This window comes from Rothia sp. HMSC036D11 (assembly GCF_001814205.1).
GTDB classification, from domain to species: Bacteria; Actinomycetota; Actinomycetes; order Actinomycetales; family Micrococcaceae; genus Rothia; species Rothia dentocariosa.
Genome location: NZ_KV815286.1, coordinates 1 through 20,728 on the forward strand (window position 1 = coordinate 1; position 20,728 = coordinate 20,728).

General features: G+C 52.5%; 21 protein-coding genes. 12 read left to right on the forward strand and 9 right to left on the reverse strand.

The annotated features are described in order from the left end of the window. Positions 1-377: 377 nt before the first annotated feature. Complete coding sequence (locus HMPREF2958_RS04370) at positions 378-737, forward strand: hypothetical protein (RefSeq protein ID WP_141755793.1); 360 nt, start codon at positions 378-380, stop codon at positions 735-737. 145 nt (positions 738-882) lie between these two features. Here HMPREF2958_RS04370 and HMPREF2958_RS04375 read toward each other — a convergent pair whose 3' ends face one another. Then, positions 883-1,224, reverse strand: coding sequence for a hypothetical protein (locus HMPREF2958_RS04375; RefSeq protein WP_013398143.1), 342 nt, complete (start codon positions 1,222-1,224; stop codon positions 883-885). A 218-nt stretch (positions 1,225-1,442) separates the two neighbouring features. Between HMPREF2958_RS04375 and HMPREF2958_RS04380 the strand changes: the two genes are divergently transcribed. Further along, on the forward strand, positions 1,443-1,970 hold the full coding sequence (locus HMPREF2958_RS04380; protein WP_004005916.1) for a peptidylprolyl isomerase: 528 nt from the start codon (positions 1,443-1,445) through the stop codon (positions 1,968-1,970). Between the two features lie 128 nt (positions 1,971-2,098). Further along, entirely contained in the window at positions 2,099-2,884 is a 786-nt protein-coding gene (locus HMPREF2958_RS04385; protein ID WP_070626971.1) for a rhomboid family intramembrane serine protease, read from the forward strand. A 362-nt stretch (positions 2,885-3,246) separates the two neighbouring features. Here the strand turns inward: HMPREF2958_RS04385 and HMPREF2958_RS04390 are convergent, their stop codons facing one another. The 5 genes from HMPREF2958_RS04390 to HMPREF2958_RS11220 form a co-directional block, all read right to left on the reverse strand. After that, complete coding sequence (locus tag HMPREF2958_RS04390; RefSeq protein WP_070696936.1) at positions 3,247-4,065, reverse strand: shikimate 5-dehydrogenase; 819 nt, start codon at positions 4,063-4,065, stop codon at positions 3,247-3,249. A gap of 19 nt (positions 4,066-4,084) precedes the next feature. After that, positions 4,085-4,390, reverse strand: a complete 306-nt coding sequence (locus HMPREF2958_RS04395) for a glutaredoxin domain-containing protein (RefSeq protein WP_048751390.1) — start codon at positions 4,388-4,390, stop codon at positions 4,085-4,087. Positions 4,391-4,621: 231 nt separating this feature from the next. After that, entirely contained in the window at positions 4,622-4,786 is a 165-nt protein-coding gene (locus HMPREF2958_RS04400) for a hypothetical protein (RefSeq protein ID WP_004005912.1), read from the reverse strand. A 101-nt stretch (positions 4,787-4,887) separates the two neighbouring features. After that, entirely contained in the window at positions 4,888-6,279 is a 1,392-nt protein-coding gene (locus HMPREF2958_RS04405) for a galactokinase (protein ID WP_070696938.1), read from the reverse strand. Between the two features lie 126 nt (positions 6,280-6,405). After that, positions 6,406-6,999, reverse strand: coding sequence for a TetR/AcrR family transcriptional regulator (locus HMPREF2958_RS11220; protein ID WP_037231446.1), 594 nt, complete (start codon positions 6,997-6,999; stop codon positions 6,406-6,408). Between the two features lie 160 nt (positions 7,000-7,159). Between HMPREF2958_RS11220 and HMPREF2958_RS04415 the strand changes: the two genes are divergently transcribed. The 7 genes from HMPREF2958_RS04415 to HMPREF2958_RS04440 all read left to right on the forward strand — a co-directional run bounded on the left by HMPREF2958_RS04415 (position 7,160) and on the right by HMPREF2958_RS04440 (position 15,830). Continuing rightward, positions 7,160-8,050, forward strand: a complete 891-nt coding sequence (locus HMPREF2958_RS04415) for a biotin synthase (protein WP_070696940.1) — start codon at positions 7,160-7,162, stop codon at positions 8,048-8,050. Between the two features lie 252 nt (positions 8,051-8,302). Continuing rightward, entirely contained in the window at positions 8,303-10,045 is a 1,743-nt protein-coding gene (locus tag HMPREF2958_RS04420) for a cation:proton antiporter (protein WP_070696942.1), read from the forward strand. Positions 10,046-10,217: 172 nt separating this feature from the next. Further along, positions 10,218-10,649: a hypothetical protein gene (locus HMPREF2958_RS04425; RefSeq protein WP_070696944.1), complete on the forward strand. Its 432-nt coding sequence runs from the start codon at positions 10,218-10,220 to the stop codon at positions 10,647-10,649. A 96-nt stretch (positions 10,650-10,745) separates the two neighbouring features. Further along, positions 10,746-11,027 carry a hypothetical protein gene (locus HMPREF2958_RS04430; RefSeq protein ID WP_246828026.1) on the forward strand — a complete coding sequence of 94 codons (282 nt, stop codon included), beginning with the start codon at positions 10,746-10,748 and terminating at the stop codon, positions 11,025-11,027. A 49-nt stretch (positions 11,028-11,076) separates the two neighbouring features. Then, on the forward strand, positions 11,077-11,217 hold the full coding sequence (locus tag HMPREF2958_RS10910) for a MerR family transcriptional regulator (RefSeq protein WP_246828027.1): 141 nt from the start codon (positions 11,077-11,079) through the stop codon (positions 11,215-11,217). Further along, positions 11,217-13,175: a site-specific DNA-methyltransferase gene (locus HMPREF2958_RS04435; protein WP_070696948.1), complete on the forward strand. Its 1,959-nt coding sequence runs from the start codon at positions 11,217-11,219 to the stop codon at positions 13,173-13,175. The genes HMPREF2958_RS10910 and HMPREF2958_RS04435 overlap by 1 nt, the downstream gene beginning before the upstream one ends. A gap of 12 nt (positions 13,176-13,187) precedes the next feature. Beyond that, entirely contained in the window at positions 13,188-15,830 is a 2,643-nt protein-coding gene (locus HMPREF2958_RS04440) for a DEAD/DEAH box helicase (protein ID WP_070696950.1), read from the forward strand. Here the strand turns inward: HMPREF2958_RS04440 and HMPREF2958_RS10700 are convergent. The 3 genes from HMPREF2958_RS10700 to HMPREF2958_RS04455 form a co-directional block, all read right to left on the reverse strand. Beyond that, positions 15,790-16,128 carry a hypothetical protein gene (locus HMPREF2958_RS10700; protein WP_246828028.1) on the reverse strand — a complete coding sequence of 113 codons (339 nt, stop codon included), beginning with the start codon at positions 16,126-16,128 and terminating at the stop codon, positions 15,790-15,792. The two genes, HMPREF2958_RS04440 and HMPREF2958_RS10700, sit on opposite strands and share 41 nt — an antisense overlap. 71 nt (positions 16,129-16,199) lie before the next feature. After that, complete coding sequence (locus HMPREF2958_RS04450; RefSeq protein ID WP_070696954.1) at positions 16,200-16,967, reverse strand: HAD family hydrolase; 768 nt, start codon at positions 16,965-16,967, stop codon at positions 16,200-16,202. Positions 16,968-17,245: 278 nt separating this feature from the next. Continuing rightward, positions 17,246-18,100: a PRD domain-containing protein gene (locus HMPREF2958_RS04455; RefSeq protein ID WP_070696956.1), complete on the reverse strand. Its 855-nt coding sequence runs from the start codon at positions 18,098-18,100 to the stop codon at positions 17,246-17,248. Positions 18,101-18,350: 250 nt separating this feature from the next. Between HMPREF2958_RS04455 and HMPREF2958_RS04460 the strand changes: the two genes are divergently transcribed. Together HMPREF2958_RS04460 and HMPREF2958_RS04465 are read left to right on the forward strand one after the other, a co-directional pair. Next, on the forward strand, positions 18,351-19,124 hold the full coding sequence (locus HMPREF2958_RS04460; protein WP_070696958.1) for a hypothetical protein: 774 nt from the start codon (positions 18,351-18,353) through the stop codon (positions 19,122-19,124). A 250-nt stretch (positions 19,125-19,374) separates the two neighbouring features. Further along, positions 19,375-20,728, forward strand: a 1,354-nt coding sequence (locus HMPREF2958_RS04465; protein WP_070696960.1) for a hypothetical protein, incomplete at its 3' end; no start/stop codon positions are given.

The window sequence follows — 20,728 nt, forward strand, 5'->3', positions numbered from 1 at the left end:
GTGTGGGAGAGTAGGTTGTCGCCGGACTAGTTTTCCGAAGAGGCCTCAGACGTTATGTCTGAGGCCTCTTTGTTATATCTGCCTGCTTGCTGCATATATAAACGGGCTAATGGTCAGAATGCGTGTCTGCACGATACCGAACCTACTAGCCTTCTGCTGTGTATATGACTTATCCTTGTCGAAATAGTCTTCTTCACCAGATAATTCAGCAGGCTCTATCTACTGCGGCGCTGAATATTCAGCCCAATATCCGTCCAATGATGCTTTTGGTGCCGCCCTTTGTGATCTAACCGTGATAGGTGTAAACAGTAGGATAGAATCCCTGCTCGGGCGATGGGAGCACCTTGATGACCGATATGATGAAAAAGGATAACGACATGTCCCGTGTGGCTTCAGGTCTTATGGCCGTGGCCGTTGTGGCACTGGTTATCATCGGCTGGATAGCCGCAGTTATCACCTCGGGCGAAGCTGGGATCAGCAAGCTGGAACCGTGGTGGCGAGGACTATCTGCCATTTTCTTCCTGATGGCTTTACTGTGGACTGCCCACTTCTTTCTGCCACGCCGTATTCCGTTGACCACCTCGGTAATCTTGGCAGCTGCATCCGCGATGATCACGGGCTTTGGCGTCGCGTTCTTTCGGTCTCTCGGCTGGGGAGATCTCCTCTGGTTGGTATCGGCTCTCTTCGCCTCGATTGCCATCTTGAAGCTTCTAGAACCCACTAGGCGTACACAGTGAATTACGTGTCCGCACGTTGGTTTGGCATCAGACTTATATGACCTCAGTAGAGGAACCTTAAAACAGAAAAGCCATCTTCCGCGATCCACCCTGTAGAACAAGGGAATCAAGAAAATGGCTTTTCGGATATGGGGGAGAGGTGTAACTAGGCGCTCTTCCAGGGGTCTTCAACCGGACGGGCCGCGTTGTAGGCGGCAACGCCTCCAATCCCCAGCGCAAGAACCAGACCCACCAGAGCTAGACCCTTACGGGGGCGTTTACCGCCGTTGCGCTCGATGCGTGCCAGCTCTTTATGGGCCTTGCGTGCGGTTTTTGAGGCGGTCTTGCGAGCCTTCTTCATGGCTTTTTTCTTGCCGGTGAGCTTCTCAGCAAACATATCTGCGTGCCCGGGGATATTCAGGTCATCGGCCTTCTCTGCCATGGCCATAGCGGCGACGACAGCCGAATTCTTCGCGGCTTTACGAGCCTTGCGCTTTTTGCAGAACATCGTGAACCTCCATTAGTCATACCGCAATACCTCACGTACGCGGGTAAATGTTCACCTCTCAGCATAAGGAATTACCCTGAAAAATGCTTGTTGAAACCCTCACCTCAGCTAAAAATACTGATAAACCGCCCGTGTTTTCTCAGCAGGCTAAATTTAACGTGACGCCGTGATAGCGCGGCTTCTAGCGCATCATAGAGACAACATGACAAAATAGACCTATGACTAATGCAACAGCTCAAGCAACTATTCACACCAACTACGGTGATATCGTCGTTGATCTCTTTGGCAACCATGCACCGCTGACCGTTGAGAACTTTATCGGTCTGGCAGACGGTTCTAAAGAGTGGAAGCACCCCCGCAGCGGCGAGGTCATGAACACTCCGCTCTACAAAGATGTGGTGTTCCACCGTATTATCAAGGACTTCATGATTCAAGGTGGTGACCCTCTCGGCATGGGTATTGGTGGCCCCGGCTACCAGTTCAAGGACGAGATTCACCCCGAGCTTTCTTTCTCTAAGCCCTACCTGCTCGCAATGGCGAACGCAGGCCCCGGTACCAACGGCTCGCAGTTCTTCATTACCACGGCAGAGACTCCTTGGCTGAACGGTCGCCACACCATCTTCGGTGAGGTTGCTGACGAGGCTTCAAAGAAGGTTGTAGACGCTATTGAAAGCGTTGAAACCGGTGCACAGGATCGCCCGGTGAAGGATGTCGTTATCTCTTCAATCGACATCAAGAAACTCTAATTTCGTGCTGGGAAAGGACCCGCCTGGGCAACCAGGACGGGTCCTTCACCGTATCTGCGTTCTTCTCGCATCCATAAGCCAAACCACGGGAACCGAGGGACTGAGTAAGAGCGTATGAAAGGAAAAACGTGGACTACCCATCTAATCCACAGCAAAATAGCTCTCAGACGGAGCCCACCTGCCCACGGCATTCCGACCGTGTGAGCTATGCACGGTGTAAACGGTGCATGCGTCCCGCCTGCGGGGAATGCCAAATTAATCTGGATGTTGGGATGATCTGTCCTGACTGCTACCGAGAGCTATATGGACGCCAATATCAGGCGCGCGCACCGCGCAGGTTCGTTCCCTACGTAACTTACACCCTGATCGGGATTAACGTAGTGGTATATCTGCTTCAGCTCATCATCCCGCAGTATTGGGTGTATTCCATGTTTGCCCTGAAATGGGATTACACCGAATTCACGGGGGAGTACTATCGCGTGCTGACCAGTGGTTTCTTGCACTCACAGAACGATTACTCACATATTGTGATGAATATGCTCTCCCTCTATATCTTTGGTATTGCCCTTGAACAGATGATGGGATGGTGGCGGTACTTGCTCGTATACCTGCTCTCCATCGTAGGCGGTTCTTTTGGCGTGCTTCTTCTGGACGATCCAACTGCGGAGGTTGTGGGCGCATCCGGCGGTATCTTCGGGCTGATCGGTGCCTACTTGGTGATTATGGTGGTTCTGCGCGAACGGGATAATATACGGGCCCTCATGATTATGATCGCCGTGAACGTCGCCTTTGGATTCCTCGTTCCCGGGATTTCCTGGCAGGCTCACGCGGGCGGTTTTGTGATCGGTGCTCTTGCCACGGCAGCGCTTTTAGCACCTCAGATTATTCAGCGCACACGAAGTATCCGAAGGTAATACTCGAAATACCTGTGGATAACTAATTTTCGGTGGGTCACAGCATCCTAAGTTTCCCCGTGGGGACAGAGTGGGATACGGTGGTCCACCGATTGCTTTATAGCACAGAAAAACACCTGTATTTTTTGATTATCCACATGAGTTTTCCACACTGTGAATAACTACAATGATGTAATTTCACATTTGTTAGTACCCCGTAAATACCTGTGGATAGAAGGCTTTATCATCTCGAAATTACAGGCATGTAAGGTTTTCCCCATGTTTATCCCCACCTGTGGAAAACTTAAAACCCAGGATGTGTAATTACAAAAAACGGGTGCAGTTCGATCAACGAACTGCACCCAGAGGAACGCTTATACAGGCTAGTTCGCCTGCGCCTCAGCCTGAGCAATGTCATCGGGGCTAAGCGTAACGCCCGTATACAGCCGGAATTGTTCAGCCGCCTGCAGAGCAATCACATCGCCGCCCGTGATAACCTCACGACCGGCAGTGCGAGCCGCACGAATCAGCGGGGTTTCCACAGGCATCGCCACAACATCGAATACCACCGACGCTGCCTCAATCGTGGGTTGCGGATATGCCAACTGCTCGCTCTCGGCACCGCCAGACATGCCGATTGGGGTAACATTCACAATCACTGGGGCTCTAAGATCGCCGGGTTCAGGCACCCACGCATACCCGTACCTGTGTGCGAGCGCCGTGCCTGCATCTTCATTGCGAGCGATAATAGTGCCCGCCCGGAACCCAGCATCGTAGAAGGCACCCGCAACGGCCGCCGCCATGCCGCCCGAACCGCGCAGAAGAAACGGCAGCTTAGGATCAACAGCATGCGATTTCAGCAAGGAAGCTACCGCAATCACGTCGGTATTGTAGGCGTGCAGGTACCCGTCCGTATTGACGATAGTATTGACCGCCCCAATGACCTGCGCCGAATGATCGACCTCGTCCATGAGCGGAATAACCGCCTGTTTGAAGGGCATAGAAACGGAACATCCGCGAATACCCAGGGCGCGCACACCCGCGATAGCACCCTCAATGTCCGTGGTTGTCATCGCCTTATACAGGTAATCAAGGCCGTGTTTCTCATACAGATAATTGTGGAACTTGATGCCGTGGTTTGACGGTCGTCCAGACAGGGAAATGCAAAGGGTCGTATCGCGGTTCAGCGGTGGACGCGGCATAGGGGAGTCCTTCGGCGGTTTAGGAAAGAGTATTGCGAATGAGAGTTGCGGCTTTTTCGCGGGTTTGTCGGTCAGCCACCACGAAATGCATATCGCCGGTATCAAGCGTGGGAACAACCGCGTTGCCTTCGTTGAGGCTCTTCACATGAGCCTCCGCCTGAGGATCCTCCCAAATATTGACCCAGGTTGCATGATTGCCCAGGTCGCCTAACGACGAATCGAGGCGCTCGCAGAAGGGGCATCCAGGGCGCCAATAGATGACGACTCCGCCGTCTTCCTGAACTTTGCGTGCGTCTTCTTGGGTTGCTTGCTGACGTTCGAGCATTTTGATCTCCAAAGGTATAACACAATAGGGAGCCCGCCACGGTTACTGTGACCCATCGGGGTAAAGCAACAGGCTGCATGCGGGCTGTCTAACACTACAAAAACAGAGCGTTTGAGACAATAATTCCAGCATAGGCGAAAGAATCATGAATCTGCTGGTAAAGGCCTTCGAATACAGAAAAATTCCCCGCATTCATTTTCATGGTGCGGGGAATTTTTGAAGACTAGAGTCTTACTTACCGAACTTATCGGTAATCTTCTGGACGTTCTCATTGACGACCTCTTCAGCCTTCGAGGTGTGCTCGTCGTTGACGACTTCCTTACCTGCCTTGTCGTTAACGAGGTTCTTTGCCTTGTCGATGCCCTGCTCGACGATGTTCTTCGGATCGAAACCCATAAGACTCTCCTTTATTTTGGGTGACTGGTTGAAACACAGTGTAGAGGTTGTACAGAGTATAAACAACCCTCGAAATATCATGACATGAGTTAGGGTGAAATTTATCTAAAGTTCTCCGAGAGCCAATCACAATCCGCAGGAAAACCGGCAACCATCGGCAGAAAACGAGGCTCGGCGTACCCGTGTTCGGCGTATGCTTGGGCGATCGCCTGAGCTGTTTCCTCAAGTCGGGATGTTTTAACAAGAGCCATCACGGCGCCGCCGAAACCGCCTCCAACGATGCGCGCCCCTAGGGCCCCGTGTGCCAGGCAGGCTTCAACCGCAGCGTCGATCTCTGGGCGGGAGACGCGGAGCTCATCGCGCATTGAAATAAAGGACTCGGTAAAGATGCGCCCGGCCTCTTCAAAAGCCCGATACCCCAGCTCATCCGCATGTTTGAGCAGGTAGCTGGCGCGCCCCACCAGCGTCATATCGTGAAACGCATGGCGGACCCAACCGCGCGGGAAAGTTGCCGAGCCCTCACGTTCCTCTAACGCTGTCAGAGAACGATTAACCGAAGAATCTACCAGTTCCAAACGCCATTCTTTAGCCTCGCGTTCATCGTGGTGTGCACACGTAAGATCTTCGGGAAGAGCATCACGTAGAAAGGTGAGACCAAGCGCTTTCGCACACGATTCAGAGGCGGCACGCCGGGCGGCAAAACCATTATGCGCCAGCGCGTGCGGGGTATTCGTATCAACAACAAGAAAACTTAGCCCGTGCTTCTGCAGGTTCAGATGAATAGGGCCTATCGAAAAATCACGAAAATCGACGACCAAGGCCTGGCCTGGCTTTGACCGCAGCGACGCCGTCTGATCGAGTCCGCCGGTATGGGCGCCCGCAACCTTGTTCTCTGCGGTGATGCACACCTGTGCCAGGCGAGCCCGGAGTGCATCGTTATCGGGGGAGCGGTCGGAAGGAACCGCATCTGTATCCGGGCAACCGGGGCGCAGCGGACAGGAAAGGTCAAGAAGTGCCAGTGCTGTGGAGCATTCTAAAGCGGCGGACGAAGAAAGCCCCCCTCCCACGGGAACCCGCGAGTTAATGAGCAGATCGGCCCCGAACTGGCGGGGAAGCATAATATCGCGACCACCCTCATGATTCATCGCCCACGCAACACCGGCAACATAGGTGAACCAGCCCTTAATATGCCCGGGTTGAATATCCCGAATCACGATTGTGCGTTCGTCTCCGGGCATCTGCAGAGAGGATGCGCGCAGCACCCCGTCTCGGCGCAACGACCCCGCAATGTAGGTACGGTAGGGTAGCGGCATGGGCATGCATGAACCACCCAGAAAGTCGATGTATTCACCCAAGAGGTTCAAACGACCGGGAGCGGACCATACCCCATCGGGCTCTTTACCATAGGTCTGTCGAAACGCTTGGCGTACCCGCTGAATTTCATCCTGATGTTCGGGCAGAGAAGCCCACTGCGGGATTGCGGTGGTCGTCATAGAACTCCATTCAGGCAATGCGATAAAACGGTACTCTTCAACATACCATCTGCACGCCTGCGTACCGGGGCACGACTGCACAACGGCAGCAGCCCCGGCTGATGCATATGCATCTGTATGCGGGAATTATTTGGAGAGCATGAGCCCATCGATCGCGGTGGAAATATCAGCCGTATATGCTTCACACACCGGCTTAGGAATTTCCTGCAGGGGATTCTCTTCGGCTTCCGCAGTCAGCGAAGTTAATACAGGAATAGCCTGTGCCTCTTCCACCAGGCTCAAGGCAAGGTGAATGAGCATGCGGGCGCGGCGCAGCGCCTCCCCAGGCTCAAACCCCATATTTTGTGCGTCATAGGCAATGGCCGCCACGGGCTTGAGCCGCTCAGGATTAGTTGCCAATGCTAGGCGAATAACTTCAGGAAATTCTGGAATGGAATAAATAGTCTCGAAAAGAACCTGTCCGCGCACGATCAAGGACTCTTTCACTGCCTCTGGATCCTTAGAATCCGCGGGCATAAGAAGCTCCTTTGGAGCTTTCTTATCCAAGATATAGTTCGCAAGAAGCACCAAAAGGTGCTGTTTATTCTTGACATGGTAATAGAGGGCGCCGGGAGCAACTTGAAGTTCAGCTGCCAAACGGCGCATCGACAAATCCGCTAAACCATTGGTTACCAGAAGATCAAATGCTGTGTCTAAAATTTTTGCTTGAGAAAGTACCACACGTCTATTTTACGGGTGAAATCTCTCTGCTGTCATGAAAAACACCTATAAATTCTCGTAAAGAGTATGAAGAAGTAATTGTATTTATGTAGAAAACTATAGAAATTGCTAGTGGCATAACTGTAAAAATTGAGGCTTACGTAGGTGTTTAATAAATGGTATGAGTAACGCATATTCCGAACTTGTGGCACGCATTAGCGGGGGAGAGGCGCTGACCCGCGATGAAGCGCAGTCGCTTCTGAGCACTGAAGACGGTCAAGATTTTGCGCTTATTGAAGCAGCATCTGCACTTCGCCGCCAAGAATTTCGCAATGTAATAGCAATTCATACTGAAGATGAGGAATTAGCTGAAGCATTAGGTACACGTTCAATTTCTATTGATTCTTATGAAATTTTAGATATAAGCCAAGATATTGATTCTCATGAACTCGCTGACCGGATGGTGGCTTTAGGGGCCGGGAAATCTACCGGCATTACCGTAAAACTACCTCAGCAGGCGGTTCCGATGACGCTGATGCGCATCCTCTCCGTCTTGCGGCTTGCCGCCCCCGATAAGGTTATTCACCTTCCCGAAGGCTACGAAGAGTCGCTGCGTTCGCTGGCATCTTTGGCTATGCATATTGTGAGTGCTATTACCATTACCGATGATATTGAGCGTTGGCCGCTCGTGAATGAAACCCTCAAAGCACTGCGTCACGGCGGGATTGTGATCGCCGGTTCGGGCAGTCGCGATGCGCTCGCCGGGTACCTAGCGTATCTTTCGGAGCTCGGTGTTGATTTGATGGGCCACCGTGAGGCACGCGGCTCAGCCTGCGGTTCCGTTGATGGCGGCGGATGCTGCGGCGGGCACGAAAGCGAGCCTGCCGCATCCTCGGGTGGATGCGGCTGTGGCTCGGGCGGCTGTGGATCCGATTCCGTCTCGACAGAACAGCACGCGCATTCCGAAGGTGGATGCTGCGGCGGGCACGACTCCGCTCAGCCGGTTGAGGCTCCGAAACCCGCTGCCTCCGGTGGGTGCGGATGCGGTTCCGGCGGCTGTGGGTCGGCATAGCATTCAGCTTCCCTCACAGAATATAATTGCCCCTTCACCAAGATCGCAGAGGTTGATTTTGGTGAAGGGGTTCCCTGTCTTTGCGGGGTAAAAACGATATATTCCAAAATTGGAATAGTATTACCTTACGGTTATTCGTCTTGTAGGTGAACATTACCCGAACTCTCCTGCGAGAAGGGCTGTTACCTGTGACTCTCCGGTAAAGTTGAGTATGAGTGTATCTAAAAATACAAGGGGTTGATACGAGAGACAATGCTCTACTTATCCGTTATAGTTCTGATTCTACTTGCAACAGTCATTATGGTGAGCGTTGGCGATCGCCTTAATCTTCCCTGGCCCGTGATGATGACCATCCTGGGTGTTGGAGCGCTGCTGCTACCTCCCGATCGACCCCATATTGAAATCGACAGCGATATTATTCTGCCGATCTTCCTGCCGCCGCTGCTGTGGGCCATCGGTGTGAAATTCTCCTGGGGTACACTCCGGCGCCGCTGGAAGTCCGTTCTCCTATATTCGGTGCTGCTCACCACGGCATCTGCGCTTGCCGTTGCCGGTGTTGCCCTGTGGTGGGTTCCCGGAATGACGGTCGCTGTCGCCCTGGCGCTCGGTGCCGCAGTTTCGCCTCCGGATCCCGTTGCTGTTGAGGCCGTTGCCGAACCTGTCGGTATTCCACGACGTTTGATTGGCACGCTCCAGACTGAGGGTAGTTTCAACGATGCTATATCGATTGTGCTCTTTCATGCTGCTATTCATTCGATGGAGGAGCACCACGCCATCGAACCACTCGAAGTTATGAGGGACTTCGCTTTAGGCTCGGTTCTAGCGGTTATTATCGGTTTTGCGTTTGGCTGGATCGGTGGTTATGTGCGTCTGCGCGCCCACGATGTGGTGACGAGAAATGCCGTAACTCTTGTGATTCCCTTCGCTGCCTACCTGGTGGCAGAAAATATTCATGCATCCGGCGTTATTGCCGTGGTGATTGCCGCAATTCAATTCACCAGCACTAAGTATTTGGTGGCCTTAGAAGCAGAGGATCGTCTAACGACCTCATCTTTCTGGCAGATTATTGAATTGCTTATGACCGGTATTGCTTTCGGGCTGATCGGTCTGCAGGCGAGCGAAATTATCTATAAAGCCAACTCAGAGCGTATTGCCGGTCTCTTCGTCGATGGTGCCGTTATTGCTGTGGTCGCAATGATAATTCGTCTTGTGTGGTTCTCGGTAATCTGGCTGATTGGTAAGGCTGCCCGCCCGGTGCATGAAGGCGCTCCTGAATCCTTCGCCGAGGTTATCGTGATGACCTGGTCGGGGATGCGCGGCCTAGTGACCCTGATTCTTGCGCTCTCTATTCCCATGATCGACGGTATGGAACAGGTGCGCGAAGACGCTATCGTGATCATGATTTCGGTTCTGTTCTTTACCCTCGTGGTGCCCGGACTGACCCTGCCGTTTGTGGTGAGGATCTTGAAGGTGCAGGTGAACCATGAGGAAGATACTGCCGTTCCCGAACTGCTCAAACTGGCTCAGAATGCGGCTTTGGAAGCCCTGCAGGAAGAAGCAAAAGCAATGGTTGATCCAGAGACCTACGCTCGCGTGAAGGATATGTACACCGCTATTACTCGCCGCGACGAGATTATCGAGAGCCTGCCCGAGGAATATAAGCCCCATATCGAAAAGCTCAAGGATAAGCGAAGCGACTATATTCGTCTGCGTGATGCGGCGCTGATGGCGGCACAACGTGCGGTAATTTCAGCTCAGGATCGTTACGATTCCCACGATGTTTCCCGAGTAATTCGTAAGCTGGATATTCTGGTTCAGGCTGAGAATGTGCGCACGAATAATAACTTTATTCTGCCTTCGTTGCCCGCCGGAAGTGTAGCTCTTGAAAGGTATAACATGCTCCGCAGTCATCTGGGAACTTCGACTATTCCCATCGTGAAGGATGCCCCTTCTTCGCCATATGTTTCTAATGCCATATTTGATGAACAACGTTAAGCTATGATTTTCACACCGTGAACCTGGGAAAATTAAGGAAATTCACGGTATGAAATGCTTTGAGACCTCATATCATCTAAAATTGGATTAAGAGGAATTTTACGCCGTTCAAACGCATAATGTGTACGAATATTTTATGCGTTTCTTCATAATTGAAAAGCTGTGAAAACCCATGAATTCTAAAAAACTTTCGCCCGCCTATCTCACCTCCCTACTTCTTATCGTGGTCGGTGCCTTGCTGATTAGCCTCTCACAGACATGGCTGCTGTGGCTCGGATGGATTCTAGTTCTTGCCGCGCTGGGATTGAACGTTCTTGCACATATGGTCACTATTTCCAAGGCTCAAGGAGAGCCTACACCCGCTTTAGTGACAAGCTTAAGTGAGATGGAAAATAACCTTGTGGGCGCTATGCGCGATAAAAATGCGGAGCGTCATGACAGTCGTGAGGGTGATGACGGGGCTTATGATGGTGAAGAAGAAAACTCCGCATCGGATGAAGCCGCGCAGTCTTCGACCCGCGAGTCTGACGCCGGTAAACTTGGAGTTCTTCCCTCAAAACCCAACGGTTCACGAGGCTCTCACCCACGCTCAAACGTTCGCTAAAGGTCTGCTATGAACACAAAATTCCTTCTCTCACCCGCATATCTATGCTCGGCGGCACTGCTGATAGTAGGTGCTGTGCTCAGTGGAGGAAGGTTTATGCTGATCGGCTGGATTTTCTTTATTGTCGGTCTTTTCCTGAACGCTTTGGTGTTAGTTGTCTTGGTTAACCGCGATCAACTGACGCATCTTGGCGCTCAGCTCAAACGTCCCGATGAATCAGAACTAGAGATCGGCGAACCGGTGGTGCAGCGTCTTGATGAAGAAGTTGCTGAACCGGCTGTGGATATGGATGCAGAACCTCTGCCGGAGGATCTTCCTGATGCTCCAGAGGTTGTGGAGAATAGGGTAAAAGATGCTGCTTCTGTGAAAAGAACATAAGACCCTCAGAAAATAAGCGTGGCGTATATTCGCCCTCACGAAATGGATCGTGACGCACAATCTTCCCGCCTACAAGGTCGGTAGGGTGTGGAAGTTCAAACTCTCAGAAATCGACGAATGGGTTCGCGCCGGTCAAGCCGCAGAAGAACCACATTCCAACAACCCTCACGAATCTAAGGAGGAACGCTAATGCCAGAGCTCAACTGGGTCGGCAAAGACAAGGTGATCACCCACCACCTCGACGTTCCCTATCGTGTCCTCGACCGCCAATACTCCTATGACGAGCACGGGCAGCATCAGGAGGATAACGGTTCGCAAAACATGATTATCCACGGCGACAACCTCGAAGCCCTCAAAGCCCTCCTGCCGCGCTATGAAGGAAGAGTCGACTGTACCTACATCGATCCTCCCTATAACACAGGTAACGAAGGCTGGATCTACAACGACGCCGTCAACGACCCGCGAATTAAGAAATGGCTTGGTGAAGTCGTTGGCAAGGAAGGCGAAGACCTCTCGCGCCACGACAAATGGCTATGCATGATGTATCCGCGCCTGCGCCTGCTGCAGCGTTTGCTTGCACCGACTGGTGCTATTTTCATTTCGATCGATGACAACGAGGCCGCGCATCTGAAAGCTATTTGCGACGAGATCTTCGGAGCCCGATGCTTTGTGGCTGACATCTCGTGGCAGCGAAATTATTCGACCCGTAATGATTCCAAAGGAATCCCTGCCGAGGTTGAACACTTGCTCGTGTTCTCCAAACAGCCAGGATGGAACCCCAACAAGCTCGAACGCACAGCCGACATGGATTCGATTTATAAGAATCCCGATAATGATTCAGGAGCCTGGACTTCGGATAATCCATTCGCTCCGGGAGCAGCTACCCACCAGGGCATGGTCTACGCGATTCAACACCCCTTCACCGGTGAACTGATTTATCCAACTGTGAATAATCACTGGAGATACGGTCAAGAGCGTCTGCTTCCTATTTTCTCCGAATGGACCGAGTACGAACTCAGGGATATTAATGATGCCGAAAAACGTGCTGAGCTATGCGGCATCTCCACTGATGAAGTCCGTCCTGGGGTTAAGGCCCTAATGCTGGTCAAGCCATTCGAAGAGGCACGGGCAGATGCCCAAGCTGTCTATGAGCGCGGACAGTGGCCGCGTTTCTACTTCACCAAAGGTGGCGAAGGCGGCGTTCGTCGTAAGACATATCTCGATAGTGTGGGTGGTCTGCTTCCGACGAACTTTTGGTCGTATGAGGTTGCTGGGCATACCGATGAGGCGAAGAAGGAGATCCGTGCGATCTTCGATGGCCGTGTCGCGTTTGATACTCCGAAGCCAACTCGGCTTATCGAACGGATCTTGAAGATCGCGACTAAACCTGGGGATGTCGTCCTCGACTCGTTTGCAGGATCGGGTACGACCGGACATGCAGTGCTCAACGTCAACAAGTCCGATAAAGGTGAGCGTTCATTTATCCTTGTCGAGCTGGGTGATTATGCCGACTCAGTGACCGCTGAGCGTGTCCGTCGCGCGATCACTGAATACAAGGGCGAGTCAGAAGAATCGATCACGCTGTACGAGCACAAGCTCACGTTGGCTGCGATGAAGAAAGCCGATGGCCTGCTCGCCGAGGCGAACAAGATTTATGAGGAGGCTCAGGGCAAGTACACCAAGGTGTCACGCCCGAAGATCGTCACGAAAGTGACAGGTAAATCGGGTAGCTCCTATCTGCAGGTTGTCGCTACGCAGTCACACGACCATGATGTTTCGGGTACGGGAGGTGACTTCTCCTTCTATGAGCTTGGAGCGCCGCTGCTTGTGGAGGGCGATTTGAATCCTGATGTTCCTCTTGAGCGGGTTCGTGAGTATGTGTGGTTCACCGAGACGGGACAGCCGTTCTCGAATCCGACCAGTGCCCATCCGTATTTCTTAGGACGGCATGAGGATGCGTCGTTGTTTTTCGTGTTCGAGCCAGATCGTGTGACGAGTTTGGATCGTGACTATCTGGCCTCTATCCCGATCGAGTGTGCGGCTAGTTCGTATGTTATTTATGCCGATACGTGTTTGTTGTCGGATGAGGAGCTGCGCTCGCTGAATATCACGTTTAAGAAGATCCCTCGGGATATCACCCGTCTCTAAGGAGTGTTGGTCATGGAGTTGAAGAAGTATCAAAATCGGGTGATTGCCGATCTGGAGGATTACCTCACCCAGCTTAACGAGCAGCCCACTCTGAGCGATGCGTTCAAAGTGTTTTGGGAGTCCCGTCAGATCGAGGTTGGCACCCCGCAGATGCCGGGCTACCAGAACGTGATCGACGGCGTCCCGCACGTGTGTTACAAGGTCCCGACCGGTGGTGGGAAGACGTTTTTGGCGTGTGCATCAGTGAAGCCGATTTTCGAGGCTCTGCCACCGACACGGAAGAAGGTCGTAGTGTGGCTGGTGCCCTCAGATTCGATTTTGACGCAAACCTTGGCGGCATTGAAGAATCCGGCCCATCCGTATCGGCAGAAGCTGAACGCTGATTTTGGTGGCCGTGTTGAGGTGTATTCGAAAGAAGAGTTGCTGGCAGGGCAGAATTTCAGCCCGTCGACGGTGGCTGAGCAGCTGTCAGTGATGGTGCTCTCCTACGACTCGTTCCGCTCACGAACAAAGGACGGGCGCAAGGCATACCAAGCTAATGGGAATCTCGCCTCGTTCGCGACCGCGTTTGGTGCCCCGGAGCAGCCGATCGAGAACGCGGATGAGACTGCACTGTTCCAGGTGATTAACCAGTTGAATCCCGTCGTGATCGTGGATGAGTCGCACCATGCGACGAGCACGTTGAGCCAGGAGATGCTCACGAATTTCAACCCTGCATTCATTCTTGATCTGACCGCAACCCCGAAGCGGCAAGCGAACGTGATCTCGTATGTGGATGCGCTCTCACTCAAGAACGAGAGCATGGTCAAACTTCCGGTCATTGCATACAACCGAGCGTCGCAAAAGGATGTTGTCACAGACGCGATCGACCTGCGCCGTTCACTAGAAGTCGCTGCTACACAGCAGTATGAAAGTGGTGGCGCTTATATTCGCCCAATCGTGTTGTTTCAGGCTCAGCCGAAGACGAGCGAGGACGCTACCTCGTTTGAGCGGCTGCGTGACAAGCTCGTCAAGGCTGGTATTCCTGCCGAGCAGATCGCGATCAAGACCGCCGACGTAAACGAGCTCAAGGGCGTGGATCTGCTCAGCGAAGAGTGCCCGATCAGGTTCATCATCACGGTGAACGCGTTGAAAGAAGGTTGGGACTGCCCCTTCGCCTACATTCTGGCGTCCTTGGCGAACAAGACCAGCCAGGTCGATGTTGAACAGATCCTTGGCCGTGTTCTGCGCCAACCCCACACTAAGCAGCAGCCGAACACGCTGTTGAACATGAGTTACGTGTTGACCTCCTCGAACGATTTCGGGGCCACGCTCAATCAGATCGTTGCGGGTCTCAACAGTGCTGGATTCTCCAAGCGCGACTTCCGCGCAGCCGACCAAGTAGCTTTCGACTTCACCAACACGAGCCAGTCAACCCAACCTGCCCCGACGCCTGCAGACCCGGAGCAGAGTGTGGATGTTGAAGAGTTTTTGGAGTTTGACGAAGAAGCGGTTGCAGCTGATCTTGATGCGCGTGAAGAATCTGCTAGTTCACAGGAGCCGTCGGCGGATCCTGCTGTGGCAGAGATGATCGAGCAGGCGGCTCAGCAGGGTGCGGACTATGAGCAGGAAGCTGAAGAAGCTGCTCAGATGGGTGAGGGTTTCGTTCCTGCAGACTTGGAGGATGCTGTGGACACGAGCGTCGTGAACCCTGAATTTGCTGACGACATCGAGACCACTCGGTTACCACAGTTTGTGATCAGGACTCCCGAATCAGCTCTGTTTTCCACCGGCGGCGGCGAATTCGATGTTCTGCGTCATGAGGCTTTGGCGGCGGGATTCGTACTCCTCAACAAGGACATTGAGATTGATCTGTCAGCAGCCGATGAGCAGATGTATCGCATCGACGTGCAAAAGGGGGTGGATGTGCCCAAAGCCTTCCGCATGTCGAGCACAGATCAGCGTTTCATGCGCGAGCATTTCTCGAAGCTCAGTGTTGAGAGCCAGAAACGCAATGCCGCCGAAGCTGTCTACATGCGTCTAAAACCGATCAACTCGATCAACGATTCAGACCTCCGGTCCTATATCGGTCGAGTTGTAGATGCTTTCGGTAGTGAACAACTTCTGACCTACCAAGAGCATCCCCAAGCAGTTGCGGAGAAAATCAAACAGAAGATTCTTGGTCTGCTAGAGGAACATAAATTCAAGAAGTTCTACGAGGACATCGAGACACGGCGCGTTGATATCCAAGAGCTGTATGCGTTCCCTAAAGCTATCCAGCCCATTCATGCCAGCTCCCTCATTGGTGGGTCGCTATATGAGGCCGAAGACCAGATGAACAATGACGAGCTCGAACTCGCCGGGCGTTTCTCCGGCATGAACAATGTTCGCTGGTGGCACCGGATCATTGAACGCAAGGGTTTCTGCCTCAATGGGCCGTTCAACCATTACCCGGACTTCGTCTTGATGACCGCCAACGGCACCGTCGTCGTTGTCGAGACCAAGGGTGAACAACTAAAGAACGACGACTCAAGGCGCAAGCTCAAACTCGGACTCAGGTGGGCGAACAGGTCTGGCAATGGCTATCGCTACTACATGGTCTTCCAAGATGGAGTCACCCCACTCGAAGGAGCGGTCACCGTGTCAGAGTTCTTGCGTATCCTCGAAAAGCTGTAGGCGGGAAGGGTACCTTTTGGGAGAAGACGAGATGGCACAGGCGACGATCACGCCAACGCTGCATGGTGTAACGCACCCACATGAGCACCAGCACCACTCCCAGCGGAATCAAGCACAACCAACTATTCCACAGGGCATAAATACCTATAGCCAACGCGGCGAGCGCCAGTTGAATCGGGGCAATAGAAACAATATCGCTGGAACGCTCGCGCTGGTTCTTCACCAAAGACTCACGGGCGGCCTGCCGAAAAGCATCGCCAAAACTCTCGGGATTGCGTCCTTTATTCGTTGAAGACATTCGCTATCTACCCCGTTTTAACAATCTATAGACGTTGTTTTTCGGAAAAAGTTTCACGTGAAACGCAGAATCTACGCACCCAACGAAGAGCCGATAAATTCCCACGCATGATCCACCGAAACCTCGGTTCGCGCCTTCACATCATCCGGGGAATAGCTGAACGACGCCGCATGATCCGCCCACTCATGCATGGGTACATCGTTCCAGGAATCCCCAATCGTGTAGGTTTCATACTCAACCGGTTTCAGATACTCCACAAGCCACGCCAGCCCGGTCGCCTTCGTGCACCGCGGGGGCACAATATCCAGAAAATCCTGATTCTTGTGACAATCCACTGAATCACCGAACTCCTCAAGAATCCAGCGGTAGGTGCGCTCGCGAGCATCGTCTTCAGGAATCCACAGGGGCACGCCCACATAATCTTGGGTATCAATCTCGGACTCTGCCAGCGGCAGGAACTCGGGCAGAATATTAGTCGAAGACCCCACATTATCCGCCAGACGATAGTCATGGGTTAAAGTCGTGGCAAAAAGAGCGACCCCCGGTTCTTCTTTGAACCGTTCATAGCAGGCGCGCACCACCGACACCGGCAGAGTTTGCGCGTGGAGGATGTTGTACTCGGCATCGGTCACAACCGCGCCGGTGTACAGCACGTTGTAATCGAAGGTCACGCCGGTCTTATCGAGGGCAAGTTTCGTGGCGAAAATACTTTTCCCCGTCGCACACACCGCAAGATTCCCGGCCTGCTGCCAACGGTGAATAGCCTGTACATTCGCGGGATCGATGGTCCGGTCAAAAAGCAGAGTTCCATCCAAATCGAATGCCATCAGTTTTTTCATGGGATTCCTCAGGTCTGTGTGGTGGCTAAAAATCACGGGATGCGCGCCCGGTACCAGTCTACCGGAGCGCGCATCCCGCAGGGTTATCAAACGATTTGATGCACTAATAGCGTATATTCTTATATTCCAATATAGGAATATATTGAGTTTTGGAAAGGGTGTCAGGGGTAAAGTGCATTTCGACTAAAAATGCTTGCGACTGTGAATAAAACATTAAAAATTCTGCGTTATTGACGGTCAAGAGAATTTTTATTGCACGGAGGTGATGAGTTTAAATTTTAAGAACCCCACATCTCTTGGGCGAGGCGGTCAATATGAATCGTCAAATATGTGAGCTCATCCTGGCGTAACGGCTGATTGAGCTGCATCTCTAATAGGAGAAGAACCTTTTGCGCGCATGCGAAGGCTTGGGGCGCATCCGCCCGAAGCGCCGCCAAAACACCGGGCTGAGTAATATGCCGTTGTTGTTTATTGTTCTCTCGATCGGCACGTACGAAGAGATAGCGCAGATGGGTAATAAACCGCGCCGCCGACATGGAATTTGTGTCTATCGGCTTGCCATATGTCGCTCCGATAACATCAAAAACCTGCGCAAAAACCTCAGTCATGCGGAAAGCCCGCGACATATCGGCCGTTGCAAACTGGGCATTGACGAGATGTAACGCCAAAGGAATGGCTTCCTGCGGGTCTAGGGTGAGATGCAAACGCTCATGTACCAGGTCAAGCGCTTGACGCCCGAACTCAACTTCACGCGGATACAGCAGCGTTACCTCGGGTGCGAGAGGATAATCAACCTGCAGTCCTTCGCGAGCGCGGGCAACAGCATAGTGCAGGTGGTCTGCGAAAGGAATGATGAAGGAGTTCGCGATTTTAATATCGGGGGTATTGCGAACCTTCGTTTCAAGTTCGGAGGCAATGGCAAGAATTTCCGGGGGAATCTCGGAGAGTGACCAGCTGAGCCGTTCGGCGGAAATATCGTGTTCGGGAATGAATGTCTGCTCGACCTTAGTTGGATCAACCAGATCGCCCTTGCGTTTACCAAAGGCAAGTCCGCGCCCGATAACTACCGCCTCTTGCCCGTAGGAATCACGGGTGAGGGCGACATTATTGTTATAGATGCGGCTGATGCGCATGCATCCCTCCTTCCGTGTGGGCGGTATCGAATGCTTTCTCAAGATTTTACAGCCCCCTCGTGCTATTTACCGTGAGAAAGCGAATCTATGCGCTCTAGGCTTGCCGCCTTTTACCTCGATAAACATAAAATACGATGCAGTCCTTCTAAAATATGAAGGATATATTCTGCATTTTATGGAGAGATGCCGATAGAATGAATAAGTCGGTGCTATAAACACCGTGCAATAATCACTGTTGAAAGAGACTTCTATGTATAACCCTCGTCGTCTAGCGATGCCGCTTTCCGCCGCTCTTATTGCGGTGCTCGCCCTGAGCGCCTGCTCCTCCTCGGTGAACAGTGTGGCACCTTCGTCTTCCGCCGCCAGCTCGTCGAGTGCCAGCGCGTCTGCTTCGGAAACCGCATCGCCCAGCACCTCAGCTTCCAGCAGCACCAGCGCCTCGGCTTCGGCAAGTTCGAGCGCTACCTCAAAAGCCCTGACCGATGATAATAAGGCCGGTAAGCCGCGGCCGACCTCGACATATGGAGACCCCTACCCTGGAGCGACAGTGCATGAGGACGGTTCATGGGAATATAAGAGCGAGAGCTATACCATGACCACCAAAGCCGACGGCACCTGGGAGTGGACTAATAATAAAGGTGATAAAGCTAATCTGAATGCCGACGGCACCTGGGAAAGTTTTGACGCGCAACGGAACGAGCGGGTTCACGTAAACCCCGATGGTAGCTGGATTCGAGTACGCGAGAGCGGCGATACGGATCTGACTAAAGGCGCTAGGGGTATGGAGGTTAAGGCCGATGGAACGTGGCGCAGCGTAGATTCGTACTCTACCCTCTACGGAACTGCCGACGGCAAGGTCTACCAAGAGAAACCAGGCCAAGAGAAACGTGAAGTTGGGAAAGAGCTTACCCCTACGACGGTTCCTGTAAACCCGATTGCTTATGCTGAAGGCGGCGTAGGCGGCAACAGCGTTGTTCCTCTCAAACCGCGTACCCCGCTTAAACCAGGGGAGAAGGCTCAGTAACCCCGAACTTCTCTCGGTAGTAGGGTGGCGCATCCAGATTTTACGGCTGGATGCGCCACCTTTTTTGTGTCTGAAATACCCTTCTGCCTGGAGCTTTGCTGGAAGAAATATGGGAACGTACTCTATATTCGCTGAGTGTTGGAAGAAAGCGTGGGGTGTTAGCGGTATCGGGTCTGTTCAAGAACCATAGACTGAGGGCAAAGGTATTTTTAAACACCGCATAGACTACATAGCCGTAAGGAAACTTCCGATGAAGAATGATAATCACACTCGCGTATTTGGTCCCCTATCTGCCGGATGTGTTCTCATGCTGGCACTCAGTGCTTGCTCGACTTCTGTACAAGGAATCGGTTCGGGAGATTCTACTCATGGCGGTTCCGGCGCATCCTCTTCAGCTTCTGCAACGTCGCATGAGAAGCAGATCGTTGGGCTTACTGACGACAATAAGGCCGGTACATCGCGCCCGCGCTCTGATCAGAAGCCTTTGGATTCAACGAAGAAGGTAAAGCTCAAGGACGACGGTTCGTGGACTGTCGAAGAAGATAACAATGGACGCACGGAATCGGTTTCGGTTAACGCCGATGGCACATTCCAGGTGAAGAATAAAAATTCGGAAGATTCTACGGAAGAATTTACCCTCAACGCCGATGGGTCCTGGGAGAAAATCGAAAAAGGTTCTTCCAGTGAACAAAAAACTCACGTTAATGCTGACGGCACGTGGACCATCGAGAAAAAATATGGGAGTGAGGGTTCCCCAGAAAAAGCTGAGATGCGTTCCGACGGCAGCTGGGAATCTACCGAAAGGGCGAACGCGGTTATAACGGGAAAACCTGACGGTACGGCAATCAAAAAGAACACGAAGTTGGGGGAGGAAAAACCTCTTACCCCGCTAGAGTGGAAGATGGTTACAACCCCGAAAGATCATGATGAAGGCTCGATCGCCGATACCTATAAACTTGATGAGATCGTCCCTGAAAACGGTGTTATTCCGCTCAAGCCTCGTAAGTCTCTGCCTTTGGGAATGCCTGTTAAAGAGGCAGTGCCAGGAACCGATGAATATAAGCATGCTACCGCTGAACTTGAGGGCATACTCCTGACGGATGAGAACAAAGCGGGCAAGCCTCGTCCACGTTCAGAGAGGAAAATCGATGATGATGCTATCGTCAGCCCGAATGGGGCATGGACTTGGCAGAGTAAAGGTTCAGCCATACGTGTTTCTGAAGACGGTACGTGGGATCAGAAGGATTCCGCAGAAACTGGTCGTGAAGGAAGTTCGCAGTTGTTCGCGGATGGTTCCTGGGAATCTAAAATGAAAATGGGCGATGGAGAAAACTTTGTTCATGTGAACCCCGACGGTAGTTGGACTTCAAAGGATTCCTTCCGAACGGTAGAGGTAAAAGCTGACGGGACGTGGCGCACCCAAACTGAATACGACACCAAGTACAGCACCTCAGACGGTAAAGTCTTTCGGGAGAGTTCGGGTCGGAAGACCGAGCTCCCTTCGGGAGAACATGAAGTAAGCCATATTCAAGTTCCCCATGAACCGCGCCTCTCCTATTTAGAGGACGGCCCCGGCGGGGGAGGGGTCATTCCGCTGACCCCGC